This window comes from Clostridium aromativorans (assembly GCF_020908015.1).
GTDB classification, from domain to species: domain Bacteria; phylum Bacillota; class Clostridia; order Clostridiales; family Clostridiaceae; genus Clostridium_B; species Clostridium_B aromativorans.
This window is the reverse complement of the sequence record NZ_JAJJPB010000001.1, coordinates 332,003-355,037: the sequence shown is the minus strand read 5'-3', so window position 1 is coordinate 355,037 and position 23,035 is coordinate 332,003. Positions and strand designations below refer to the sequence as shown.

The following is a 23,035-nucleotide window of genomic DNA, read 5'->3' as shown; positions in this document are numbered from 1 at the left end:
CAGAGTAGATCAAGAGATCCCTGGGATTGAGTGGAAATTTACTTATCCCTAATTTTATAAAATTTTTTGAAAGGTGGTTTTAAAATGATCTCTACAAAATTGGAAAATTTATATAAGAGTAAATTGGTAAGTGCAGATGAAGCTGTATCTAAAATCAAATCAGGTGATAATGTAGTTTTTGGAACTGGATGTGCAGAGCCTTTAGTGCTTCTTGATGCTTTGGTAAAGAACAAAGAGAAATACAAGAATTTAAATTTGTACAGTATGCTGCCTAGATCTGAAGGTAAGTACGCACAAGAAGGTACTGAGGAATATATTCATTATAATTCGTTGTTTGTAAGTAAAGGTGTAAGAAATGCTGTCAATTCGGGAAGAGCAGACTATGTTCCATGCTTTTTTCATGAAATGCCAAGGCTTTTTAAGGAAGGATATATCCCTTTAGATGTATCGTTGATACAGGTAAGTAAACCGGATAATCACGGCTTCTGTAGTTTTGGAATTTCCAATGATTTTATAAAGCCAGCAACAGAATGCGCTAAAATTGTTATTGCAGAAGTCAATGAAAATATGCCAAGAGTTCTTGGAGATTGTTTCATACATATTTCTGATATAGAGTGTATAGTTGAAAATACACATCCTGTGGTTGAAATGGCACCTTCTAAAATAGGAGATGTAGAAAAGAAAATAGGGAAATATTGTGCTTCTTTAATAGAAGATGGGTCAACCCTTCAGCTTGGAATAGGAGCTATTCCCGATGCTGTACTTTCATTTCTAAAAGATAAAAAAGATCTGGGAATACATTCTGAGATGATATCTGATGGGATTGTGGATTTAGTTGAGTCTGGAGTAATAACAAACAAGAAAAAGACTCTCCATCCAGGAAAGCTAGTTGTGACTTTTCTGATGGGTACTAAGAAATTATATGATTTTGTAAATGACAATGCCATGGTTGAATCCGACTCTGTGGATTATGTGAATGAGCCCATGGTTATTATGAAAAATTATAAAATGGTGTGCATAAATTCCTGTGTGGAAATGGATCTGATGGGACAAATAACTGCTGAAAGTGTGGGATTAAAGCAGATAAGTGGAGTTGGAGGACAAATTGATTTCATGAGAGGAGCTAGTATGGCTAAGGATGGTAAATCAATTATAGCTATACCATCTACTGCAAAAAAAGGTACGGTATCAAGGATAGTGCCTTTCTTAAGCAAGGGATCAGCAATTACTACTTCAAGAAATGATGTGCATTATGTAGTGACAGAATATGGAATTGCACAGCTTAGAGGTAAATCGTTAAAGGAAAGAGCTAGAGAGCTTATAAAAATTGCGCATCCGAAATTTAGAGATGAACTGATAAGTGAATTTGAAAATAGATTTAATTGCGGTTATTAAAATAAAGTGTAATCCATTTCTCTTTTACGACTTCTATTTAACTGAATATATTGACTGAATAAAATTTATATCTTATACTTAACGGTAAGAGCAACAGATGATTTGTAAAATTTAATATTTGATGTTAGGTGATGTTTTAAATATTTAAAAGGAAAAGTATAGAAAATACTGCAGTCCCACCGCTACTGTATGGAGGATGAAACCTTGTTTGTATCACTGGTAATATATCTGGGAAGATAAGGGAGTAAGATGAGTCTGAGCCAGGAAGCCTGCCTGACATTTTGTTGATTTTTTCGGAGGGAAACATGATGCATTTTATTAAATTGTTTTTTAGTGTCAAAATATATATAAGCAGCTATAATTGAATGTAAATAGTGGGATCCTTAGGGGTCCTTTTATTATTGGAATTGATTTGATCTTTTATCCGAACGCTACCATTGCTAATACTTCCAACTTCTTAAAGTGGGAGATAAGCACTGCTACGCGGCTGGATAAGTTCTTGTAAGGTTCAGGTGGAGAAAAAGTATTCATTATTAGCAAACTCCACCTGAACCTAAGAATCACTTGATTTAGGGGAGGGATTATGATATGGAAGGTATGAAAAAAATTATCGGCAAGATTGTCATGCTTTTGTTTGTAATTGGCATTGCTTTATCCGGATTTACTGGAAATGTATATGCGGATTCAAGCAGTGCCGGCAATATGAGTACAACTGCAAATGAAAACAGGCTTTGGGGAGAGGACAGAATAGAAACGTCTCTAAAAATAAGTCAGGAGGGATGGAAATATGGTGCGGCTACTGCTGTTATAGCTCAGGGATATGGCTATGCAGATGCACTCTGTGCAGCACCTCTTGCAAAAAAATATAATGCTCCTATAATACTTTCAAGACAGGACTCGCTAAGTGATGAAACTATAAAAGAGCTTAAAAGGCTCAAAGTGGATAGGGCATTTGTGATTGGGGGGACAGGCTCTTTATCTGATAATGTGGAATCACAGCTAAAAGATATTGGTGTCAGCGCTGTGAAAAGATTAGGTGGACAAGATAGATATGAGACCTCTGTGAAAATAGCAGAAGAATTGGAAAATGTCAGCAATATTGTAGTTGCATCTGGAAACGGCTATGCTGACAGCCTTTCGATAGCTTCAATAGCTGCTAAAAAGGGAATGCCCATATTGCTGTCACAGAGCGATGTTCTTCCTCAGGTAGTGAAAAATTACTTGAAAAACAGAAATATAGAAAAAACGTACATAATAGGCGGCACTGGGGTTATATCCAGCAATCTGGAATCTTCTCTTACAAATGCTGTAAGACTTGGAGGCGCCACCAGGTTTGATACAAATCTGGCCGTGCTTCAGAATTTTAAATCTGATCTTAACTTTAGCAATGTGTATGTGGCAAGGGGAAATGGACCCAATGGGGATGAGTTTGCAGATGCGCTTTCCGGCTCAGCTCTTGCAGCTACAGAATCTGCACCTGTTGTTTTGACTGACAATACTGTTGCTTCGAAAACAGCTGACTTTTTAAAAGAGAACATGTCAGATAAAACCATTATTACTGCATTGGGCGGAACTGCGGTAGTTCCAGCTGTGATTTTGGACGATCTGGTTCGTTATTTCAATGGAGAGTCCACTAATAATGACGGTGAAAATAAGGAGACATTTACCTTGGAGCTTACTGAAAATAATGGAGCAACTCTTTTAAAAAAACAAATTTTCAAAATAGATACTAGTAAGATTGCATTGGATTATTTGGAAACTATGGTGGACAACATAGATGCGGGAAGTGGTTATATAAATTCTATATCCGTTAATGGGCAGAGTTATTTAAATGAATCTGCTCCAGATTGGTCTCATGGTACCAGTTGGTTCATATATATAAATGAAGAATTCGCCAGTGAAGGTATTCAGTCCATAAAGCCAAAAGCGAAAGACATCATAAAACTTGATTATCATGATTGGACTTATGAAGATATGGGTAATTCAGATATGAATACTGTAGATAAAAATCAGTGATCTATCAAATAGCATATGACAATAAAATAGCATTTTAGGGAATACTTAAAGAATGGCTGTTATTCGGGATTGCGGCCATTCTTTAAACAGCTGACAAGGAAGTGAATATCCATGACTTATAAAGATGAAGAAAAATCCAGGTATTTCATTGATTTTAAACAGTACCACGTGCTGACCGCTTCTGTGGTTTTCATGTCCATGATGGTAATAATATTTTCCAACGACAACCCGGTGATACTGTCATCTGTATATGTCTTTATCCTGTTTATTGCGGTGTTTTGCAGTGAAAAGCACAAATTCAAAACGGCACTGTACTATTTTTTCCCAATTGCTTTTTTTATAATTTTGCTGAATGTACTCTTTGTGAGTTCCGGAAGAACAACACTGTTTTATCTGTTTAATAGAAGATTTACACTGGAGGCGTTTATATATGCCCTGGTGATGTCCCTTAAATTTCTGGCGGTAATCTATCTTTTTATAATACTCGAGCTTATGGTTGATTCTGACAGGGCAGTTTCCTATTTTTCATCCATAATGCCCAAATCCACTCTCATGCTCATGATAAGTTTCAAGCTCATACCCAGTATGAAGGATAGATTTAGAAATTTAAAGGAAATATATGAGGTAAGAGGTGTGATGTTTGACAAGAAAAAAGCCAGAGAAAAAGCTGCAAGTTATATTCCTGTGATGTCCATACTTCTTGAGGATTCCATGGAAGGCTCTTTTAACATAGGTGAGGCAGCCTATGTCAGAGGATTTTTAAGCGGAAGCAGAAGTGTCTATGAAAGGCAGAAATTTAAAGCGAGGGACTGGGAGATAATAGCTTTGAGTACTGCCCTTATTATATTTTATGGAACAGCACAGTTTAAAGGATGGGTGCAATTTAACATATACGATGGTGTAACCATTGTGAATTTCATCAACATCGGAATAGCTGTAATTTTTGCCTTTATAGTAGCTATTTCATTAACTGTAATATTGAACGGCGAGGAGAAAAAGTATGGCATATATAGAGATTAAGGATTTGAATTTTACTTATCCTATGGAAAAAGAGAGGTCTTTAAAAAATATAAATTTACAGTTAGAAAAAAATGATTTTCTGTTAATAGCAGGAAGATCGGGATCTGGAAAATCGACTCTTGCCAGGGCAATAGTTGGTACAGTACCTAATTTTTATGGCGGTACCATAGGCGGGGAAATAAAAATAGGTGGAAAATATTTAAAAGATATGAGCCATAGGGAAAGAGCAGAAAAGGTAACCATGGTATTTCAAGATCCTGAAAAACAGCTTATGATGAATAGAGTCCACAGGGAAGTAGCATTTGGACTGGAGAATATAGGAGTGGATGAAGATGTGATCAAGAGGAGAGTTTATGAGGCACTTCAATTTTCGGGAATACTTCATCTTGCTGATAGAGATATTGCTTCCCTGTCAGGAGGGGAAAAACAGAAAGTGGCAGTGGCCTCTGCCCTTGTATATATGCCGGATTGTATAATACTGGATGAACCAACTTCACAGCTGGATCCCTCTTCTGCAGAAGAAATGCTGAATATAACTAAAAAAATAAATGAAGAACTCGGAATAACCATAATAGTCATAGAGCAGAGAGTGAACAGGTGGTTTGATACTGTGGATTCCATAGCTATCATGAATGATGGGACTTTGGAGTTATTTGAAGATAAGAGAGATTTTTATTATAATTGTAATAAAAGACAATTTATGTTTATGCCCGATTATCTCAAGTTCTTTAAAAAAATGAATTTTAATAAAATGCCGCAAAATTTTAAAGACGCCCGGGTGGAAATTCTAAACAGCTCATTGAATGTAAAATCAGGAAATGAAGTTGCTGCTGCTGAATTCCAGAATAATGACAAAGAAGTGATTTCTGTAAACAAATTAAATTGTAAATATGGCTCTAAACAAGTTTTGAGAGATATAAATTTTACTGTGGAAAATGGTGAATTTATTGCAATATTGGGAGCCAACGGTGCCGGAAAAAGCACTCTCTTAAAAACTATTCTGGGACTTGTGGAGCATGAAGGCATCATAAGGCTCTATGGAGAAGATACTTCGAAAATGGATATAAGGCAGATAGCCAGACATATAGGATATATATCTCAAAATCCCAATGATTATTTGTCAAAGGACAGTGTTTACGAAGAAGTTAAATTTACCATGGACAATTATGGGATATATGATGAGAAAATAGTGAATAGCGTTTTAAAAGAACTTGAAATATATGATCTGAAGGATAAAAACCCAAGGGATTTAAGCGGCGGTCAGCGTCAGAGGGTAGCCATAGCCTCCATACTTGTATTACAGCCTGATATGATTCTACTGGATGAGCCAACGAGAGGCCTTGAGAGTGGACTTAAAAACAAATTGGGGAAATTACTTCAAAATCTCAATAGAAAGGGTACTTCCATTATTTTGGTGACTCATGATACAGATTTTGCCAGTAATTTTTGCAGAAGATACATGATTATGTTCAATGGGAGAATTGTGGCAGACGGAAATAAGAGGCAGGTATTGGGAGATGGAATATTTTATACAACTTCCATGAACAAATTGTTGAGGGATAAGGATGATAGTATATTTACCCTGGAAGAAGCCATTGAAAGGTGTTCAATATGAAAAAATTTATTATTGTAGTTACTTCTCTTATAATCATAGTGCTAATGGCACTTACGGTTAGAAGTAATTTTCAAACAGGAGTTTCACTTATATGCACTGTGAGTGTTTTTGCAATACTTTTTATGAGTTATTTCTATTTTGAAAAAAGTCACTCAGGTACTAAGGAAATTGCTATAATAGCTACTTTAAGTGCATTTGCAGCTGTTTCCAGAATAGTATTTGCTGCTGCTCCAAATATACAACCGGTTACTTTTTTAGTGGCAATTTCTGGCTTTGTATTTGGATCTTATGAGGGATTTTTAATTGGAAGCACTACTGCATTTTTATCCAATATATTTTTTGGTCAGGGACCCTGGACTCCCTGGCAGATGTTTTCCTGGGGGCTTGTGGGAATCATTTCAGGGATATTGGGGAAGAGCGGCAGAAAAATTTCAACTTTTAAATTCTCAATTCTGTGTTTTTTGTTTGGCTTTATGTTTGACTGGATTATGAACATTCAGTATATATTGGCTTTCGTAAAACCTATAAACTTAGGCTCAATTTTAGCTGCTTATGCTTCGGGATTGACTTTTGATATTCTCCATGGAATCAGCTCTTTTGTGTTTTCAGTTATATTTTACAAGAGGTTTTTACCGGTGCTTCAGCGCTATAATAGGAGATTGATTATAAGTTACATGAATACTAAAAAGGGAGATGAAATTAATGAAGAATAAAAAGAAAAAGTATATAATAATTGTATCTGCTGTTGTGGTATGCGCTGTTATATTTGCGCTTGCGATCAAGGCTCAGAACGTATATACCAGCACTATTTCAAATAAACAGGCAAGTGCAGAGAAAGCCCAAAATAAGTCAAATAGTACAGCTCAAGCTGGGAAAAGCCAAAGTGGTGCTAAAGATGAAAAGGGAAATCCTGCTGTCTCCAGCAAATCGTCTAAAAATTCTGCTTCCAGCAGTTTAGATGGAGCTTCAAAGGTAAACAGCAAAACTGGACAGACTTCTTCAACTCAAGGTGGTTCTTCACAAAATTCCAGTGCACCCGGTGCTAGTTCTCAAAAGTCGGTAGAGCAGTCTTCTATTGAGATTATTGATGAAGCTCATGGAAATAGAGTTGTTTTACAAAAAAATTTGAATGGTATAGATGGACAAACCGTAGGATATGTAACTCAAAAGGTTCTTGATGGAGTCAAGATAAGTTACACAACAAAGGGAACTGGTTCTACAATTTATTTCTCAGATATAAATGGGCTGAAAGAGAGGGCAGAAGGACCCATGTCCGGATGGTGTTATTATGTGAAGAAAAAAGGACAGTCCCAATTTGTAAAGGCCAATATAGGAAGTGGACAATATGTGTTGAAGAGTGGGGATTCTGTGATTTGGAAGTATGTTAAAAATGGTATGTAACGATTAGATTATATTTGTTAAATAATTGTATATGGGGGGAAATGTAAAATGTTAAGATCAAAGATAAAGTATGCCGTTTTAAGCACGGCTGTGACTTCAATACTATTGGTTCAACCGCTGCTTGTGAAAGCGGCTTCTGTAGATAAAACTATAACTGATTCTAATAGATCATGGACTATAAAATTTAGTCAACCTGTGGGTTTTGATGATCAGACCAAAAATGCCATAACTGTAACGGACAGTAAAGGAAATTTAGTAAATGTCAGTATAAAATTACTTGACAGCAGCAAAGTAAAGGTAGATGCTCCGGAAGGCGGATATAAGCAGGGGGAAGTTTATTCTTTAAATGTAGGAAATGGAGTTCATTCTTCAGAAAGCAGGTATTTAAAAAGTAGTCTTAAATACACTTTCGAATTGAGCTCTGTATCTCAAGATTATAATTATAAGTCTCAGGTGGAAAGTACACTTGATGCAACTGTGAATAAAATTTTAAAAGATGGGATCCAAGATGATTGGCAAGCATTGGTGGTATATAGATGTGGAGAGGAAGTTCCCCCAAGTTATTGGACTTCTTTTGAAAACAGCCTGACTTCATCACAAGCCGATTCTTTTGCCCCTACGGATTATGAGAGAATGGTAATTGTCCTATCATTACTGGGCAAGGATTCTACAAGTTTTGGAGGATATAATCTGGTAGAAAAAATATACAATAATGCCGGCATGGATAACCAGGGTATAAATGCCTATATATTTGGTCTTATAGCTTTGGATTCTGGAAATTTTGACGTGCCAAATGATGCCCTTGTTAGTAGAGATAAATTCATAGATAAAATAGTATCTGCCAGGACAGAGGATAATGGATGGAGTATTACGAGTAATAAAGCGGATACAGATATGACATCTATGGCACTCACAGCTCTGGCACCGTATAGAGATAGAGAAGATGTGAAGCAGGTCGTAGATGCCGGAATTGCAAAACTTTCCTCCATGCAGGGCAGTGATGCAGGATATTCCTCTATGGGTGTAGAGAACAGCCAGAGTTTATCTCAGGTTATCATAGCTCTCTGCAGTAATGGAATAGATCCTACAGGCAGTGAATTTACGAAAAACAACAAAAACCTGATAGATGAACTTTTAAGTTATAAATTAAAAGATGGAGGATTCAGCTATAATAAGCAGAATGTGTATGATCCTCTTTCTACTGAACAGGCTGCGGAGGCACTGGAAGCTTATAAAATGTTTAAAGAACAGACCGGCAGCATATTTAGAAATTAGCTCCTCTTATGAAAGTTCAAATATAAAATATCAAATGATAAAGATTTTCGGGTAAAACCGAAAATCTACTATATTTGATATTTGAACTCTAAACTTTATTTTTATACTTGAGGTTGACGTACCTGAAAACCTTCTTCCCTCCATTTCTTTTTGGAGAGCTCCGTTTTACTTAAAGAGTTCTTGTCCGGATCCAGGGTTGTCTCGTAAAATAATTTCTGGCTGTCCAGGGCCCGTTTCCCGCCGCGTTTGTCTATATGAGAATAAGAACCGTCGCTGGTCAGCATTCTAGCTTTGATTGTGTCGTTTAACTGTGTATTGAGTATTCCCTTCAATTTATTCTTTACATCTGTATCTTCTATGGGAAATAAAAGTTCCACTCTTCTGTCCAGATTTCTGTTCATCCAGTCTGCACTGGATAAATACAGTGCTTCCTCACCATTATTGTAAAAATAATATATTCTGCTGTGCTCGAGGAACCTTCCCACGATACTTATTACACTTATATTTTCACTGACACCCTTTATTTTTGGCCTTAAACAACATATACCCCTGGACGATTAACTGGATTTTTACTCCTGCACAGGATGCGTCGTACAGAGCTTCAATTACATGTTTATCCACCAGTGAATTCATCTTGGCAATTATTTTAGCAGGTTTGCTATCTAGAGCGTTGTTTTTCTCCCGTTCTATGAGATATAGAAACCTTTCTCTCAAATTAAGTGGAGCTATACAGGTCTTTTTAAGTTCTTTTGGAATGGAATGACCTGAAAGCATGTTGAATATTACGGATGCATCTTCACCAAAATAGGGATTTGATGTGAAAAGACCCAAATCCGTATATATTTTTGCAGTTACATCGTTGTAATTGCCAGTGCCCATGTGAACATACCTTTTTATTCCGTCATTTTCTCTCCTGACTACTAAGAGAAGCTTGCAGTGCGTTTTAAGTCCCACTAATCCGTAGATTACATGGCATCCTGCCTTTTCCAGCTGCTTTGCCCATATTATGTTGTTTTCTTCATCAAATCTTGCCTTTAATTCCACGAGCACTGTAACCTGTTTTCCATTTTCGGCTGCTTTTATAAGAGATCTTACAATGGGAGAGTTTCCGCTGACCCTGTAGAGCACCTGCTTTATGGCAAGTACTGAAGGATCTTCTGCAGCCTGCTTTACAAATTCTATAACAGGTTCAAAGGACTCATAGGGGTGGTATAAGAGTATATCTTTCTTTGATATTATGGAAAAAATGTCCTCATCTTCCATCCCTTTAAGTGGATTTAATGGCTTTATAGGCTCATAGCACAGATATTTGTACTTTTTTACGGATATGAGCTTATTTAAAAAGGTCAAGTCCAGTGGAACATTTAAGATATATTCCTGAGTCTTTGAGATTTCCAGTTCTTTCTCAAGGGTTCTCACTATATCCTTGTCTATTCCCCTTTCAAGTTCCAGTCTTACTGCAGCACCCCACTTACGCTGCTTTAAAGATTCCTCTATGGCTTCAAGAAGATCTTCTGCACCCTCTTCATCCACAGCCATATCTGCGTTTCTCGTTATTCTGTAACATCCGCAGGATAATATATTTTCGGTACCAAAAAGAGTTTTTAAGTTTGATTTTATAATATCTTCCAGAAGTATTATGTTAAAATTTGATTCACTTGGTATCACCACTATCCTTGGAAGTACCGAGGGTACCTGAACCGTAGCGAAAGATTTGACTCCTTTTTTCTCGATGATGAGACCTATGTTTAAACTCTTGTTTAAAAGCAGTGGAAAAGCACTGCTGCTGTCTAAAAGTACTGGAGTCAGAACGGGAAAAACATTCTTGCGATAGTAGTTTTTTATAAATTTGCTCTGATTTTCATCTAAATCCTGAGGTTTTAGAAATTTTATGTTTTCCTTTCCAAGAGCTATTTTTAAAGAACGATTATAATAACTGCACTGCTTTGCCACCAATTTTGTCACACTTGAATATATATCTGCCAGCTGTTCTTTTGGAGTCAATCCTGAAGGATCCGGTTTGTTGAAGCCTGCCTTTATCTGATCCATGAGAGAGCCAACTCTTACCATGAAAAATTCATCCAGGTTGGAACAGGTTATAGAAAGAAATCTCAGACGTTCAAATAGAGGATGATTTGTATCTCTGCACTCTTCCAGTACTCTCTTATTGAATTCTATCCAGCTTAGCTCTCTGTTTATAAAATTTTTACTTTTGTTGAATTTACCCATAAATTGAGCCTCCTTAAATTGTTGGTTTTATACCGAAAACTTCCTGAAAAAAGTTTGCCTTACTGTTAAAAGCCCATTCTTCAAGGCTTATGTCTTTTTCAGATGTAGTATTGAAAAATAGCATGTCGCCGTTTTTCGTAAGTTTTATATCTGTTATTTTTTGAAGATGGGATGTATCAAGTGCCTCTGATAATTTTAAAATGGCAGACAACATAGATGTGACCATCTTATCTCTGGAATCCAGAATGGAATAATTATAATCTGATTCTTTAGGTATTATATCCCAATGGTATTTGGCTATGCTGGCTATTATGTTTAGTTCTCTATATGAAAATCCCATTATATCCTGATTTATTATTATGTTATAAGCTTGAATTTCAGGATCTACTGCATCTATAAATTGTCCTACATCGTGAATCCTGCTGGATACCTGCAGATACAATCTTTCAGATTCCCCCATCTTGTGAATTTTTAAAGTTTGATCAAATATTGACAGTGCAATTTTTTCTACGTAATTGGAATGGATTTTGTCAATCTTATATTTGTCGGCAATATGATCTATAGAACTTAAAATATCATCTATAAGCTTTGATTTACGGGGAAGGTTGAAAATCTTATCAGAAAGATCCTGTAAGACCCCAAGCCTTAAAGTTATGTTGGGGTTGTATATACTTTCCGTATTTGCCATCTTGTAAAAGCAGTTGAATAAAATCAGCGTGGGGAGCAAAAGGTTCATTTTAATGGCACTGATTTTATATTTAAAAGTGATTTGATCCTCAGTCATATTTTTAATTTCATTGTACAGTGATTTAAAATCTTTTCCAAGTATTATATTATTCATTTTGGAATTATTGCCCCTGCTGTTGATTAAATTGACAATTGTATGTACTTCGCCTCCTATTATGATGAGGTTTTCTATTTTTAAATGCTTTGTATTGGATTTTATCCAGTATAATTTACTTTCAACGTATTCCTTCATTAAATTGGAGAAATTCATAATCTTATTTTCCAAACCCGTAAAGGTTTCTTTCAACCTGAGAGACCCTATTTGGATATGCTCTGTAAATTTTAATTTATTATCTTCAAAAATGGAAGCTTCCACTGAACCTGTTGTTATATTTATAACCAATGTGGTCTTTTCATCAAAAAAATTAAATTCAGATATATTGTATTTTAGAGCTTTCATTATATAAAAACGTTCTTGTGATACATTTATGTCCTCTATTTCTATTCCTGTTCTGAGTTTTATCTGCTCCAGGATATACTGCTTGTTTTCAGCTTCACGTATTCCACTGGTGCATACAGCCTTATAATTTTTTATTTTGTAATCTTTCATTACCTGTGTGAATCCCTTTATGTCATTACAGGTATTGTGGAATAGTATCAACAGATATTCTGCCGCTTGAAAAAGTATCTCTTCCTATATTGGTAGGTTTGATTAAATCTTCCAGTACATTGATGTGACCGTCATGATCTATGTCGGAAATACTCATTCTCAAGTAGTTGGAACCAGCATCTATGGCTGCTACTGTCTGTGACAATTTAATGCTTTTCATGTACATCAACTCCAATATAAATTTTAAGTGCAATAATTATATTATGAACAATTAAATTATACTTTATTGAGGGTGGTGAATACTTTAAACTTAACAGGATTTTAACATTTAAATAACATACCCTTAAATATACTTCCAGATATTTGTTGAAATATTTGCTGAATTTATATAATATAATAGGTATATTGTAAATAGTTATAATTTCATATAAGGAGATACGCTATGAAAAAATTGGCAATAATAGATATTGGTTCTAACTCCATGAGAGTCTTGATTGTAAAAATTATGAATGGAAGAAATTATCAGTTTGTAGATGAATTGAAGTCCATAGTAAGACTCGGAAGGAATATGACAGCTGATGGAGCCATAAGTGAAGAAAAAATCAGATTGGCCATTATTGCATTATCTCATTTTAAAAGACTATGTGATTCAAATGATGTAACTGAGATTGTGGCGGTTGCCACAGAAGCAGTGCGGAAGGCTTCCAATCAGAGAGAGTTCATAGATAGGGCAAAAAAAGAAATAGGAATAGATATAAGAGTACTTTCGGGAGATGAAGAAGCATATTTTGATTATCTGGCAGTAGTTAACAGCATTGATGTTAAATCTGTACTTTTAATGGATATAGGTGGAAGCAGCACTGAATTCATACTGGTTAAAAATAGAAAGCTAAAAGAGTGTATAAGTATTCCAATGGGAGCAATTACACTCACAGATAAATTTCTTTCCATTAAGGGAAACAACCAAAAAAGAATAAAAGAACTAGAGGCTTTTCTGGTGTCAAATTTTGATAAAATAGGCTGGCTGAAAGAAGCATCTGGTATGTCTCTTATAGGTATCGGAGGAAGTCACAGGACTATTGGCAAAATACATAGAAATAAAATCAATTATCCTTTTAATAACCCTCATAATTATATAATTTCTTCTAAAGATGTTATAGATATATACAATTTTTTAAAGAACATGGGTATTTCTCAGTATAAAAAAGTGAGGGGAATATCCAGAGACAGAGCGGACATATTTGTAGGCGCCATTTGCTGTATAGCTACAGTGATAAAGTACTGCAATACTAAAAAACTCTGTATCAGTGAAAGCGGGTTGAGGCAGGGACTGCTTTATGGAAAATTAATAGAAGGTTATCCTCCTCTTGTTGAAAATATACTTGATTTTTCATTGAATAACATAATGAATAATTATAATCTGGATAAAGATCATCTAAAGTTGGTGTGGGGCTTTGCCAAGAAATTATGTGCAGTTTTTTCAGATATGTTATCCATGAAGGATGAGGATTATAGAATATTAAAGTCTGCAGTTATGCTCAGTGAATGTGGTATTTCACTGGGATTTGGGAGCCAGGAAAATTATTCCTTTTACATTGTGAGAAACCTGAAGATATATGGACTTACCCATAGAGAACAGATAATGACAGCCTTTGTAGTGTCCAATTTTGAAGAAGGCAAAATTAAAAAAACTGATTATTTTGGCAAGATCCTAAATTGCAGTGATATTGAAATGATTAAAAAATTGTCTTTGGTGTTTTATATTTCAAGGTCTCTTGATAGAGCATATGATGGCAACGTTGTGGATATAGACATTGAGATTGAAAAGGAAAAGGTTATTTTAAATATAGTTTCAAAAAAAGAATCTTTGCTTGAGATGGGCATGATTGATGACTGCAAGGATTATTTTTATAAAGTGTTTAATAAAGTGCTTGTGGTAAAATGAGTTCATATAAAAAGAAATCCTTTCATATTATTTGTAGTGTATAAATAATTATGAAAGGATTTTGTATGCTCGATATATATGATTATGTAAAAATTAATGATGTATTTAAGACCGCTGAAAAATACAATGTCAGAAATATATTAGATCATGAAATTAAAGTAGAAAATTTTGCCGGCCAGATATATGATGAACTAAATAAAAAGTCCTATTTGATAGGATCCTACTACAGAAATCTTCTAAGCTGCAGTGCAATTTTACATGATGTAGGCTGTTTTATAAACAAGTCAAACCATCAACGTCATACTAAATATATAATACTGCAGGAAGAAAATTTTCAGGCCGTTCCATGGGAATTAAAGCATTGCCTTTCTATAATTGCAGGTAGCCACGGAAAAAATGTGGATTGTGACATTCAACTGTATGATATAATGAAAAAAAAAGAACTGTTAAAATTAATAGCAATTCTAAGAGTGTCTGATGCCCTAGATCATACGCATAGGCTGAATACTGCTCTTGAGGAAATAAATTTAGAAGATAATTATCTATACATCCATGTAAAAAGTGATAATATAGGAAAAATATTTTTGAAATTAAATAATAAATCAGTTTTGTTTGAGGAGATGTTTTCTATAAAGGTTAGGCTAAAGAAGGTATGAAGTTATAATTTATTATAACTTTAATATAAATATTATAGTATATTATAAATTTTAGTCAGGGTGATAGATATGTCTCATAGAAAGATAATTGAAGAATATTATTGTGATATAAATAACCTGACAGATTTATTGTCTAAACTAACCAATTGTTATAGATTACTTATAGGAGGAGCAGGGGAATTAAATTCCATAGCATCTGCCCATAAGAAAGAGGTAAAAGATGCTCTTCATAGGGTAGATGAATTGGGTGATATACTCGATAAGCTCATAAGTGCCATAGATAAATCTACCGTAGAATATGCACAGTATTGCAAAATGAGAACTGAAATCATCAGGGGAAAAATGAAAGCACAATATATGGAGACAGAAATAGATGAAGAGTTGTTTTTGAACAACTTAGATACGATATATGATGATAATACAAAAGAAGAATAAGCAAAAAGCCGATCTGTACCTATTCTTCTTTTATTACATTAAACAACAAGTTTAACTGGTACCTATAAAAAATTTTATTAAGATATAGGATTAAAATTTTTTAAATCTGTACTTACATACCATAAGATATGAAAGTATTATAATAAGTAGAATTGTAACTTCTGAAGGAAGAGGATGTCTCAATGTAATCAAACAATAAAGTGACATGAACATACCTGCAAAAGTTATGGGAATACCGAAGAATTGTCCATCAAATTCAGTAATATTAAATCTTGCCAGCCTGTATGCCCCGCATATTGGCAGCAGCAGTACCAGCAGATAGCCCAATAGGCCTAAGTTAGAAAAATTATAGAGATTAAATGCGAGAACTGAAGGAGCCACTCCGAAAGAAACTAAATCTGCCAGTGAATCCAGTTCTTTGCCTAAATCACTGGATACCTTTAAAAATCGAGCAACTCTTCCGTCGTATCTATCAGCCAAACATGCCAGCAATATAAACAAGCCGGCCCATATATAATTTTCTTCAAAGGACATTATTAGGGATATTATACCGCAGCTGAGGTTAGTAAGAGTAAATGCATTTGGGACGGTACTTTTAGCTAGTTTTATTTTAGCCACTGTGGATCACTCCTTAAAAAAATAATAAAATATTTTATTGCTTAAAACGAGTAAAAAGTATATAATTACATAAAATAATTATAACTCATTTTATAAAAATAGTTAATAAGTAGATTAAATTCTTTTTAGTTGGAAGTTCATAAATTTTTATTGAAAATATGCTTTATATTTTACCAATTTAACTTTAAAGTCATGTAAAAAGGATAGTTGGAAATTCATGAGAAAGAATAATAAAAATTTTGTTAAATCTATAATATTTGCCATCTTGGTTTTATTTATCATAATCGTATTGTTTGTTTATAAAGATAAATTATGTAATATAAATGTATATAGGATCAGGAGTTATATACAGAGTTACGGGGAATTCTCTGCTGTTGTCTTTATTGTCATGTATACGTTGAGGCCACTGCTTATTATATTTCCAGCATCCCTTATGTCCATTGTTGCAGGGAATATATTTAATTCTCATATAGCAGTTTTACTGAGCATGATTGGATGTTTTGGATCAGCTACTGTAGCTTTTTTCTTATCCAGATATTTAGGGCGTTCTTTTGTAGACAAGATATTAAAAGGAAAAGCTTTAGTATTGGACAAAAATATAGAAAAATATGGATTTAAAGTTATGACCATAATGAGATTGTCTTTTGTGTTTCCCTATGATCCATTGAGTTATGCAGCAGGGCTTACAAAGATGAAGTACAGTGATTTTATTTTTGGCACATTAATAGGAACTTTGCCAGAAATGGTTACCTATTCATTGATGGGAAAAAATCTAGAGGATCCCTTTTCTATTAAGTTCATATTACCCATAATGATTTTATGTATTATAGCCTTTTGCTCTTTATATGTACATAGGAGAATATCTAAAAATACCAATAATTTATAAGCAACATAATCTTTGATTTAGGACATAATATTCTATGTAATCTAAATTTAAAGGAGTGTTTGTAAATGAAAGTTAAGGATATAATGACTAAATCTGTAATTAGCCTGAAAGCTGACGATACCATAGAGAGGGCAGCTGAGATTATGGAACAGAATAATATAGGAGCTGTTCCAGTATGTGATGGGGATAGAGTTATAGGAATTATAACAGATAGAGATATTGCAATAAGATCGGCAGTTAAGGGTGAGAGCTATAATTCTAAGACAGTAAGGGATATAATGTCTTCAAACCCTGTAACAAGTTCTCCAGACATGGATTTGAGAGATGTTTCTAGGGTAATGAGTGAAAGACAGGTAAGAAGAATTCCTGTAGTGGAAAATGAACATCTTGTGGGTATGGTGTCATTGGGTGATTTGGCTACTAACTCCAAGTCCAATGAACAGGCAGGAGATGCATTGAGTAATATATCTAAGCCAGGCATATCCTAAAAATAGAATTTAATAATTTATGAATAAATCCACAGGAATTACCAGTAATCTTGTGGATTTATTACTTTAGGTGATATAATATCAGGTGATGTAAATAAAAATTTAAATTTTTAATTCAATATAATTGAATCAATAGCGCATATTTTATTAAGTTTGTGTAATAGGAGAGTTCAGTATGAATAAAGTAAAATTTATTTATAATCCATATTCGGGAGAGAACACTATAGTGTCGGGTATAGATACAGTGATTAAAATACATCAAAAATATGGATATGAAATAGTTCCATTTAGAATTAGCCCTGGTGTTAATATGGAAGAGGCTTTTAAGGGGTTAGATGAAACTTATAACTACATATTAGTGGCAGGTGGAGATGGAACGGTGGATACTGCTGTAAACCATATGAAAAGGTTAAATATAGATATACCTATAGCTATTCTTCCGGTGGGTACAGCTAATGATTTTGCAAAATTTATAGGAATACCTGAAAATGTAGGAAGGGCTTGTGAGCAGATAATAAATAGTGAACCTAGAAGTTTGGATTTGGGTAAAGTAAATGACAAATATTTTATAAATGTGGCAAGTACGGGGTTATTTACGGATGTTTCCCAAAAGACCGATGTGAATTTAAAAAATACCATAGGGAAATTGGCTTATTATGTTAAAGGCTTGGAGCAGCTCCATAATTTAAGAAAGCTTAAAATAAAGGTGAAATCTGAAACTGCATTTTTTGATGGAGATATGTACTTGATGATGGTGTTTAACGGACAGACTGCTGGAAATCTAAATCTTGCTTATAAAGCCAGAATAGATGATGGACTATTGGATGTCATAATAATTAAGGCGGGAGTGATAAAAGACACGATTACGCTTTTTATAAAAATGCTGAGAGGAGATCATTTAGAAAATACTGCAGGCCTTATATATTTTAAATCAGATAAAATAGAAGTGGACTGCAATGAAGATATAGTCACCGATATAGACGGTGAAAGGGGTCCTGATTTTCCTCTTACAATAGAATGTATAAAAGGCGGGATAGAGGTTTTAGGGGTAAACATGAATTCAAAATATGGAGAGAGTATATAATTTTTGTTTAAAATAGTAATATAAGATAGGCAATATTAATAAATATAAACTAGAGTGCTGTTAAGAGAAGGAGAATATATGACGTTTTATATTTGTCTATTACCTATTATGTTTATAATGATTATACAGGGCTTTGCCTGGATTAAATTTTTGCCAAATAAGGTAAAAATAATAACACTTTTTATTTTAATAGCCATGCTATTTAGATATATTTGTATTCTTATTTTATTTTTGGCAGACAACATAAAATATCTTTATATGCTTAAAATACCCTTTTTCTTAAATCTAATTGCCGTTCCCCTGATAGCTTTTACTGCTATGTATATTTTTATGAGAAAGGACAATATCAAATTTTATTATATATTTGTAATATCTGCTGTACTATGTGTATTATATGGTTTTATAATGCATAATTATGAAGTTATATTGAAAAATGCACAGCAGTATCCTGCTGTGTTAGGATATACTATGACTTTTTCTAAGGGTTCATACATATTTTGGCCATATATAGTATTTAATACTCTGGTGATATTCTTTGTACTGGGATTTATGGGTAAAAATAATCCGAATAAATTTGGTATATACATTATAGTATTGGCGGCATGTATAACTTCAGTAGAACTAATAGCCTGGCTCCTGGATGTAAAAGTATTAGTGCAGCCAGTGCTGGGTGATGTAAGCTGGACTGCTGTATGGATTTATGTTTTAAACAAAGTGAGGAAAAATCACTATTCAAATATCAAATCCGGTTGATTTTCAACTTTGTACTTTAAATTAGCCTTGGAAGTGTTTATGTAAATGCTTTTTCCTGGGTGGATTCTTGGAAATCAAGCAGTGAGGATCGCTTCCTATTAAGTCATCACGGCCGGCGGAAATCAGAGCTTCTTTTACCAGTTTGTAGTTTTGGGGAAGGGAAAATTGTAAAAGAGCTCTCTGCATATTTTTTTCTCTTTGTTTTTTTGGAATATAAACTTTTTGACCGGTTATAGGGTTAATGCCTGTATAGTACATAGTTGTAGACAAGCTTCCTGGTGTAGGATAGAAATCCTGAACCTGTTCAGGAGTATAACCCATTTTTTTAATATACAGGGCCAATTCTACAGCTGAATTTAAATCGCTTCCAGGATGGCTGGACATTAAATAAGGCACAAGGTACTGTTTTTTACCTAGTTTTTTGTTTATTTCAAAATATTTTTTTACAAATCTGTTGTATACGTCCATTTTAGGCTTACCCATTTGTGCCAATACTTTGTCGCTTATATGTTCAGGGGCTACCTTCAACTGGCCGCTTATATGATATTTGCACAGCTCTATGAAAAAGTCTGTATTTTTGTCATTTATCAGGTAGTCATATCGTATTCCAGAGCGTATGAATACCTTTTTTATTCCTGGTATTTTTCTTATTTTTTTCAATAAACTCAAATATTCACTGTGATCTATAATGAGGTTTTTACAGGGAAGGGGAAATAGGCACTGTTTGTTTTTACATACTCCTGTTTTTTCTTGAATTCTACAGGCTTTATGTCTAAAATTTGCAGTAGGTCCCCCTACGTCGTGTATATAGCCTTTAAAGTCGTCCAGTGTAGTCAGAAGTTTTGCTTCGCCGACTATGGAGTTTTCACTTCTACTCTGAACGGTTCTTCCTTGATGGAAAGTCAGGGCACAAAAGGAACATCCGCCATAGCATCCCCTGTGGCTGGTAATGGAAAAACGTACTTCCTTTATTGCAGGTATGCCTCCTGCTTTTTCATATACTGGATGATAAGTTCTGGTATAAGGAAGGTTGTATATTATATCCATTTCTTCTTCTGTCAATGGATACTGAGGGGGATTTTGGATAATGTAGTGATCTCCATGTTTCTGTACCAGTGTTTTTCCCCTTATGGCGTCCTGTTCTAAATATTCCAGTTTGAAGCTATCTCCATAGGATTTTTTATCTTTCAGCACTTCCTCAAAGGAAGGTACTTCTATATATTTCCCTAAATGGTTTTTGTCCTTAGAGCAATATACAGTTCCTCTTATATCTGTGATACTTTGGATATCCATGCCGTATTTTAGCAGGTTTGCTATCTGTACTATGGATTTTTCTCCCATGCCGTATACAAGCAGATCGGATTTGGAATCCAGAAGAATACTTCTTCTTATCTTGTCACTCCAGTAGTCATAATGGGCAAATCTTCTCAGGCTGGCCTCTATACCACCTATTATTATGGGAACGTCTTTATAGGATTCTTTTACCCTGTTACAATATACTATTACAGCTCTATCGGGCCTATATCCGGGTTTCCCCCCTGGTGAGTACAGATCTTCATGTCTTCTTTTCATGGAAGAAGTATAATGATTGACCATGGAGTCCATATTTCCAGAGTTAATTAAAAATGCCAGTTTAGGTCTGCCTAATCTTTTAAAATCATTTGTATTTTTCCAATTTGGCTGGGCTATTATACCTACTGTGAATCCCTCCCTTTCTAAAATCCTGGATATTATGGCAGTTCCGAAGGAAGGGTGATCTACATAAGCATCTCCAGTTATAAATATAAAGTCAAGTTGGTTTATATTATTTATTTCCATATCTTTTTTGCATATTGGTAGAAAATTTTTATTTAATCTCAATTTAAATTCTCCATTCTGTTTTTTTGTTGCTTTTATTATAACATATAGAGTAATAACCTATAGGGCAGCTGATGGCTAATAGTGAAAAGTATGTGTACCAAAATAAATGTGTAGTATATAATATAAATAGATGGGAAAAGATTTAGATAAAAGAGAACATGATATTTAAAATTATATTGAGCAAAATAAGGGAAAAGTGTATTAATAAGTGAATAGTAAATAAATATTGATAAATTTAGCATTTACTTATTGCATTTTGGCAAATTTGTAATATAATTATAGTGTAAATGATAATATCATATGTTTGCAATTTGTTATGTTAGGTGAGGCTCCTATATAGACATATGCTGATGCCCGGAAACATCGAGAGATGCCAATGGGTCAACAGATATTACCGGATTAAGGTTTTATCTAATGCAGCTGGATTGGTTTAGTCTAAAGCTATATAGTGCTAAAACTCAGACGATTAGAAAGTTTTAGTTTGTGAGGAGAGCCTTGGAGGCTCTTTTTAATTTTTTAATTTAGGTGGTGTAGTTAAATGGAAAACGGACCTTATGGAGGTCGGTGTGACTTATTACAAAATTTAATAAGTGCCTACGGGGAGGTATTTAAATAGATTCCTAAACTTTGATGTGCGTTGTACAGTTGTTGTTTTTAAATATTTCTCCGTAAGTCAAAGGAGGAATATTTATGCAAAAGTTAACCAGTTTCTTTTTGAGTAAAATTCTTTATAAGAAAGTGTATGATGAATTCAATGAGTATGTGGGAAAGCTTGTGGACATATATGTATCCACTGATCATGGCATGCCAAGAGCTATAGGATATAAGATAAAGAATGGTACGGAAGTTTCCAATTGTGAATGTAAAAATATAAATTTTTATGAAGATAATAATAGGGTAATAATTAGAGGAGAAGGTATAAGAGGAATAATACTTCAGAGTTATTCATACCTTTTGTCAAAGCATCTTCTAGATAAACAGATTGTAGATATAAATGGAAAAAAGTTAGTTAGGGTCAATGATCTCAGAATTGCAAAAATAGCTGGTGAGTACAGGGTTGTAGCTGTTGATACAGGTACCTTGGCCTTAGGAAGAAGATTTGGCGTGGAACATATTATAAAGAAGTTTTATGATATATTCAATAAGAAACCAGAGGACAGCCTTATAATGTGGGATAATGTGGAGTCTTTAGAAATGGTGAATAATAATTTAAAGCTTTCAGTTCCATATAAGAAATTATCAAAACTTCATCCTGCAGATTTGGCAGATATATTAGAGGATATGGATGTGAATTATAGAAAAAAAGTATTTGAAAGTTTAGATCAAGATCTGGCGGCAGATACACTGGAGGAAATAGAACCCAAAATACAGGCGAACATTCTGGAAAATTTGAGTCAGTCTAAAAGAGACGAAGTACTGTTTAATATGCCAAAAGATGAAATTGCAGATATCCTGGACGAGGTTGATGAAGACACTGCAGAAAGGATGCTTTTGAATATGAAAAAAGGAGATGCTGAGGAAGTAAGAACTCTTATGGATTATAATGAAGAGACAGTGGGAAGTATAATGAAAAAGGATTTTATTTCATTTAATATAAATATAACTGTCAATGAAACCATTGAGTTATTTAGGGAAATCAATCCAGAGGATGAAGTGTCTTATTATATATATATTATTGATGACAAAGGAAAGCTTCAAGGGGTTGTATCTTTGAAGAGTCTTATATTGTCCAGCGCCGAAACTAAATTGAAAGAGATCATGATAGATGATGTGGTAAGTGTAAGTCATAATGAAAATATAAGTAAGGCCATAGAAAATTGTTCAAAATATGATTTACTTTCCCTTCCCGTGGTAGATGATGAGGAGAAGTTGTGCGGTATAGTGGTCATAAATGATATCGTGGAAGATATATTGATACCGAGCTGGAAAAAGAGATTGAGAAAAGTTGGATAAAATTATAAAGCTGTCATTTGACAGCTTTTCTTTATGTATTTTTTATTGTATTTGTGCATAAACTATGTTC

19 protein-coding genes, 1 pseudogene and 2 riboswitches are annotated in these 23,035 nt (G+C 34.2%); of the genes and pseudogenes, 15 read left to right on the top strand and 5 right to left on the bottom strand.

The window, feature by feature from the left end:
- The first annotated feature begins 84 nt into the window (after positions 1-84).
- From LN736_RS01670 to LN736_RS01640, 7 genes are all read left to right on the top strand, one after another.
- A complete protein-coding gene (locus LN736_RS01670; protein ID WP_229980592.1) occupies positions 85-1,395 on the top strand; it encodes an acetyl-CoA hydrolase/transferase family protein in 1,311 nt (436 codons plus the stop codon).
- A 109-nt stretch (positions 1,396-1,504) separates the two neighbouring features.
- Positions 1,505-1,686, top strand: a riboswitch (cobalamin riboswitch).
- A 297-nt stretch (positions 1,687-1,983) separates the two neighbouring features.
- Positions 1,984-3,411 carry a cell wall-binding repeat-containing protein gene (locus LN736_RS01665; RefSeq protein ID WP_229980590.1) on the top strand — a complete coding sequence of 476 codons (1,428 nt, stop codon included), beginning with the start codon at positions 1,984-1,986 and terminating at the stop codon, positions 3,409-3,411.
- A gap of 111 nt (positions 3,412-3,522) precedes the next feature.
- The gene (locus tag LN736_RS01660) at positions 3,523-4,431 is read left to right on the top strand and encodes an energy-coupling factor transporter transmembrane component T (RefSeq protein WP_179978063.1); all 909 of its coding nucleotides are present in this window, start codon (positions 3,523-3,525) and stop codon (positions 4,429-4,431) included.
- Positions 4,412-6,046 (top strand): ABC transporter ATP-binding protein, encoded by a 1,635-nt coding sequence (locus LN736_RS01655; protein ID WP_179978062.1) that lies wholly within the window; start codon positions 4,412-4,414, stop codon positions 6,044-6,046. The genes LN736_RS01660 and LN736_RS01655 overlap by 20 nt, the downstream gene beginning before the upstream one ends.
- A complete protein-coding gene (locus LN736_RS01650) occupies positions 6,043-6,759 on the top strand; it encodes an ECF transporter S component (protein WP_150358067.1) in 717 nt (238 codons plus the stop codon). Before LN736_RS01655 ends, LN736_RS01650 begins: the two co-directional genes overlap by 4 nt.
- Positions 6,749-7,447 carry a DUF4430 domain-containing protein gene (locus tag LN736_RS01645; RefSeq protein ID WP_179978061.1) on the top strand — a complete coding sequence of 233 codons (699 nt, stop codon included), beginning with the start codon at positions 6,749-6,751 and terminating at the stop codon, positions 7,445-7,447. The genes LN736_RS01650 and LN736_RS01645 overlap by 11 nt, the downstream gene beginning before the upstream one ends.
- Positions 7,448-7,495: 48 nt before the next feature.
- Positions 7,496-8,722 carry a prenyltransferase/squalene oxidase repeat-containing protein gene (locus LN736_RS01640; RefSeq protein WP_229980588.1) on the top strand — a complete coding sequence of 409 codons (1,227 nt, stop codon included), beginning with the start codon at positions 7,496-7,498 and terminating at the stop codon, positions 8,720-8,722.
- Positions 8,723-8,823: 101 nt separating this feature from the next.
- Here LN736_RS01640 and LN736_RS01635 read toward each other — a convergent pair.
- From LN736_RS01635 to LN736_RS01625, 3 genes and pseudogenes are all read right to left on the bottom strand, one after another.
- Positions 8,824-10,951, bottom strand: a pseudogene (locus tag LN736_RS01635) (RNA degradosome polyphosphate kinase).
- Positions 10,952-10,964: 13 nt separating this feature from the next.
- Positions 10,965-12,287, bottom strand: coding sequence for a Ppx/GppA phosphatase family protein (locus LN736_RS01630; protein ID WP_229980586.1), 1,323 nt, complete (start codon positions 12,285-12,287; stop codon positions 10,965-10,967).
- 25 nt (positions 12,288-12,312) lie between these two features.
- On the bottom strand, positions 12,313-12,507 hold the full coding sequence (locus LN736_RS01625; RefSeq protein WP_229980584.1) for a hypothetical protein: 195 nt from the start codon (positions 12,505-12,507) through the stop codon (positions 12,313-12,315).
- A 222-nt stretch (positions 12,508-12,729) separates the two neighbouring features.
- Between LN736_RS01625 and ppx the strand changes: the two genes are divergently transcribed.
- The 3 genes from ppx (at position 12,730) to LN736_RS01610 (ending at position 15,323) form a co-directional block, all read left to right on the top strand.
- Positions 12,730-14,232: an exopolyphosphatase gene (gene ppx, locus LN736_RS01620; protein ID WP_229980582.1), complete on the top strand. Its 1,503-nt coding sequence runs from the start codon at positions 12,730-12,732 to the stop codon at positions 14,230-14,232.
- 65 nt (positions 14,233-14,297) lie between these two features.
- A complete protein-coding gene (locus tag LN736_RS01615; RefSeq protein ID WP_179978056.1) occupies positions 14,298-14,888 on the top strand; it encodes an acetate and sugar kinases/Hsc70/actin family protein in 591 nt (196 codons plus the stop codon).
- A gap of 69 nt (positions 14,889-14,957) precedes the next feature.
- Complete coding sequence (locus LN736_RS01610) at positions 14,958-15,323, top strand: hypothetical protein (RefSeq protein WP_179978055.1); 366 nt, start codon at positions 14,958-14,960, stop codon at positions 15,321-15,323.
- Between the two features lie 90 nt (positions 15,324-15,413).
- On the opposite strand, the gene pssA is transcribed toward LN736_RS01610, so the two are convergent.
- Positions 15,414-15,941 (bottom strand): CDP-diacylglycerol--serine O-phosphatidyltransferase, encoded by a 528-nt coding sequence (gene pssA, locus LN736_RS01605; protein ID WP_179978054.1) that lies wholly within the window; start codon positions 15,939-15,941, stop codon positions 15,414-15,416.
- Positions 15,942-16,158: 217 nt separating this feature from the next.
- On the opposite strand from pssA, the gene LN736_RS01600 reads away from it, so the two are divergent.
- The 4 genes from LN736_RS01600 (at position 16,159) to LN736_RS01585 (ending at position 19,152) form a co-directional block, all read left to right on the top strand.
- Positions 16,159-16,827: a TVP38/TMEM64 family protein gene (locus LN736_RS01600; RefSeq protein WP_150358457.1), complete on the top strand. Its 669-nt coding sequence runs from the start codon at positions 16,159-16,161 to the stop codon at positions 16,825-16,827.
- 65 nt (positions 16,828-16,892) lie between these two features.
- A complete protein-coding gene (locus LN736_RS01595) occupies positions 16,893-17,315 on the top strand; it encodes a CBS domain-containing protein (RefSeq protein ID WP_150358456.1) in 423 nt (140 codons plus the stop codon).
- 175 nt (positions 17,316-17,490) lie between these two features.
- Complete coding sequence (locus LN736_RS01590) at positions 17,491-18,399, top strand: YegS/Rv2252/BmrU family lipid kinase (protein WP_150358455.1); 909 nt, start codon at positions 17,491-17,493, stop codon at positions 18,397-18,399.
- Positions 18,400-18,477: 78 nt separating this feature from the next.
- Positions 18,478-19,152, top strand: a complete 675-nt coding sequence (locus LN736_RS01585; protein ID WP_150358454.1) for a hypothetical protein — start codon at positions 18,478-18,480, stop codon at positions 19,150-19,152.
- A 21-nt stretch (positions 19,153-19,173) separates the two neighbouring features.
- Here LN736_RS01585 and LN736_RS01580 read toward each other — a convergent pair whose 3' ends face one another.
- Positions 19,174-21,012: a YgiQ family radical SAM protein gene (locus tag LN736_RS01580; RefSeq protein ID WP_150358453.1), complete on the bottom strand. Its 1,839-nt coding sequence runs from the start codon at positions 21,010-21,012 to the stop codon at positions 19,174-19,176.
- Positions 21,013-21,320: 308 nt separating this feature from the next.
- Positions 21,321-21,490, top strand: a riboswitch (M-box (ykoK) riboswitch).
- Positions 21,491-21,702: 212 nt separating this feature from the next.
- Here LN736_RS01580 and LN736_RS01575 point away from each other — a divergent pair.
- Positions 21,703-22,965, top strand: coding sequence for a magnesium transporter (locus LN736_RS01575; RefSeq protein WP_150358452.1), 1,263 nt, complete (start codon positions 21,703-21,705; stop codon positions 22,963-22,965).
- Positions 22,966-23,035 lie beyond the last annotated feature (70 nt).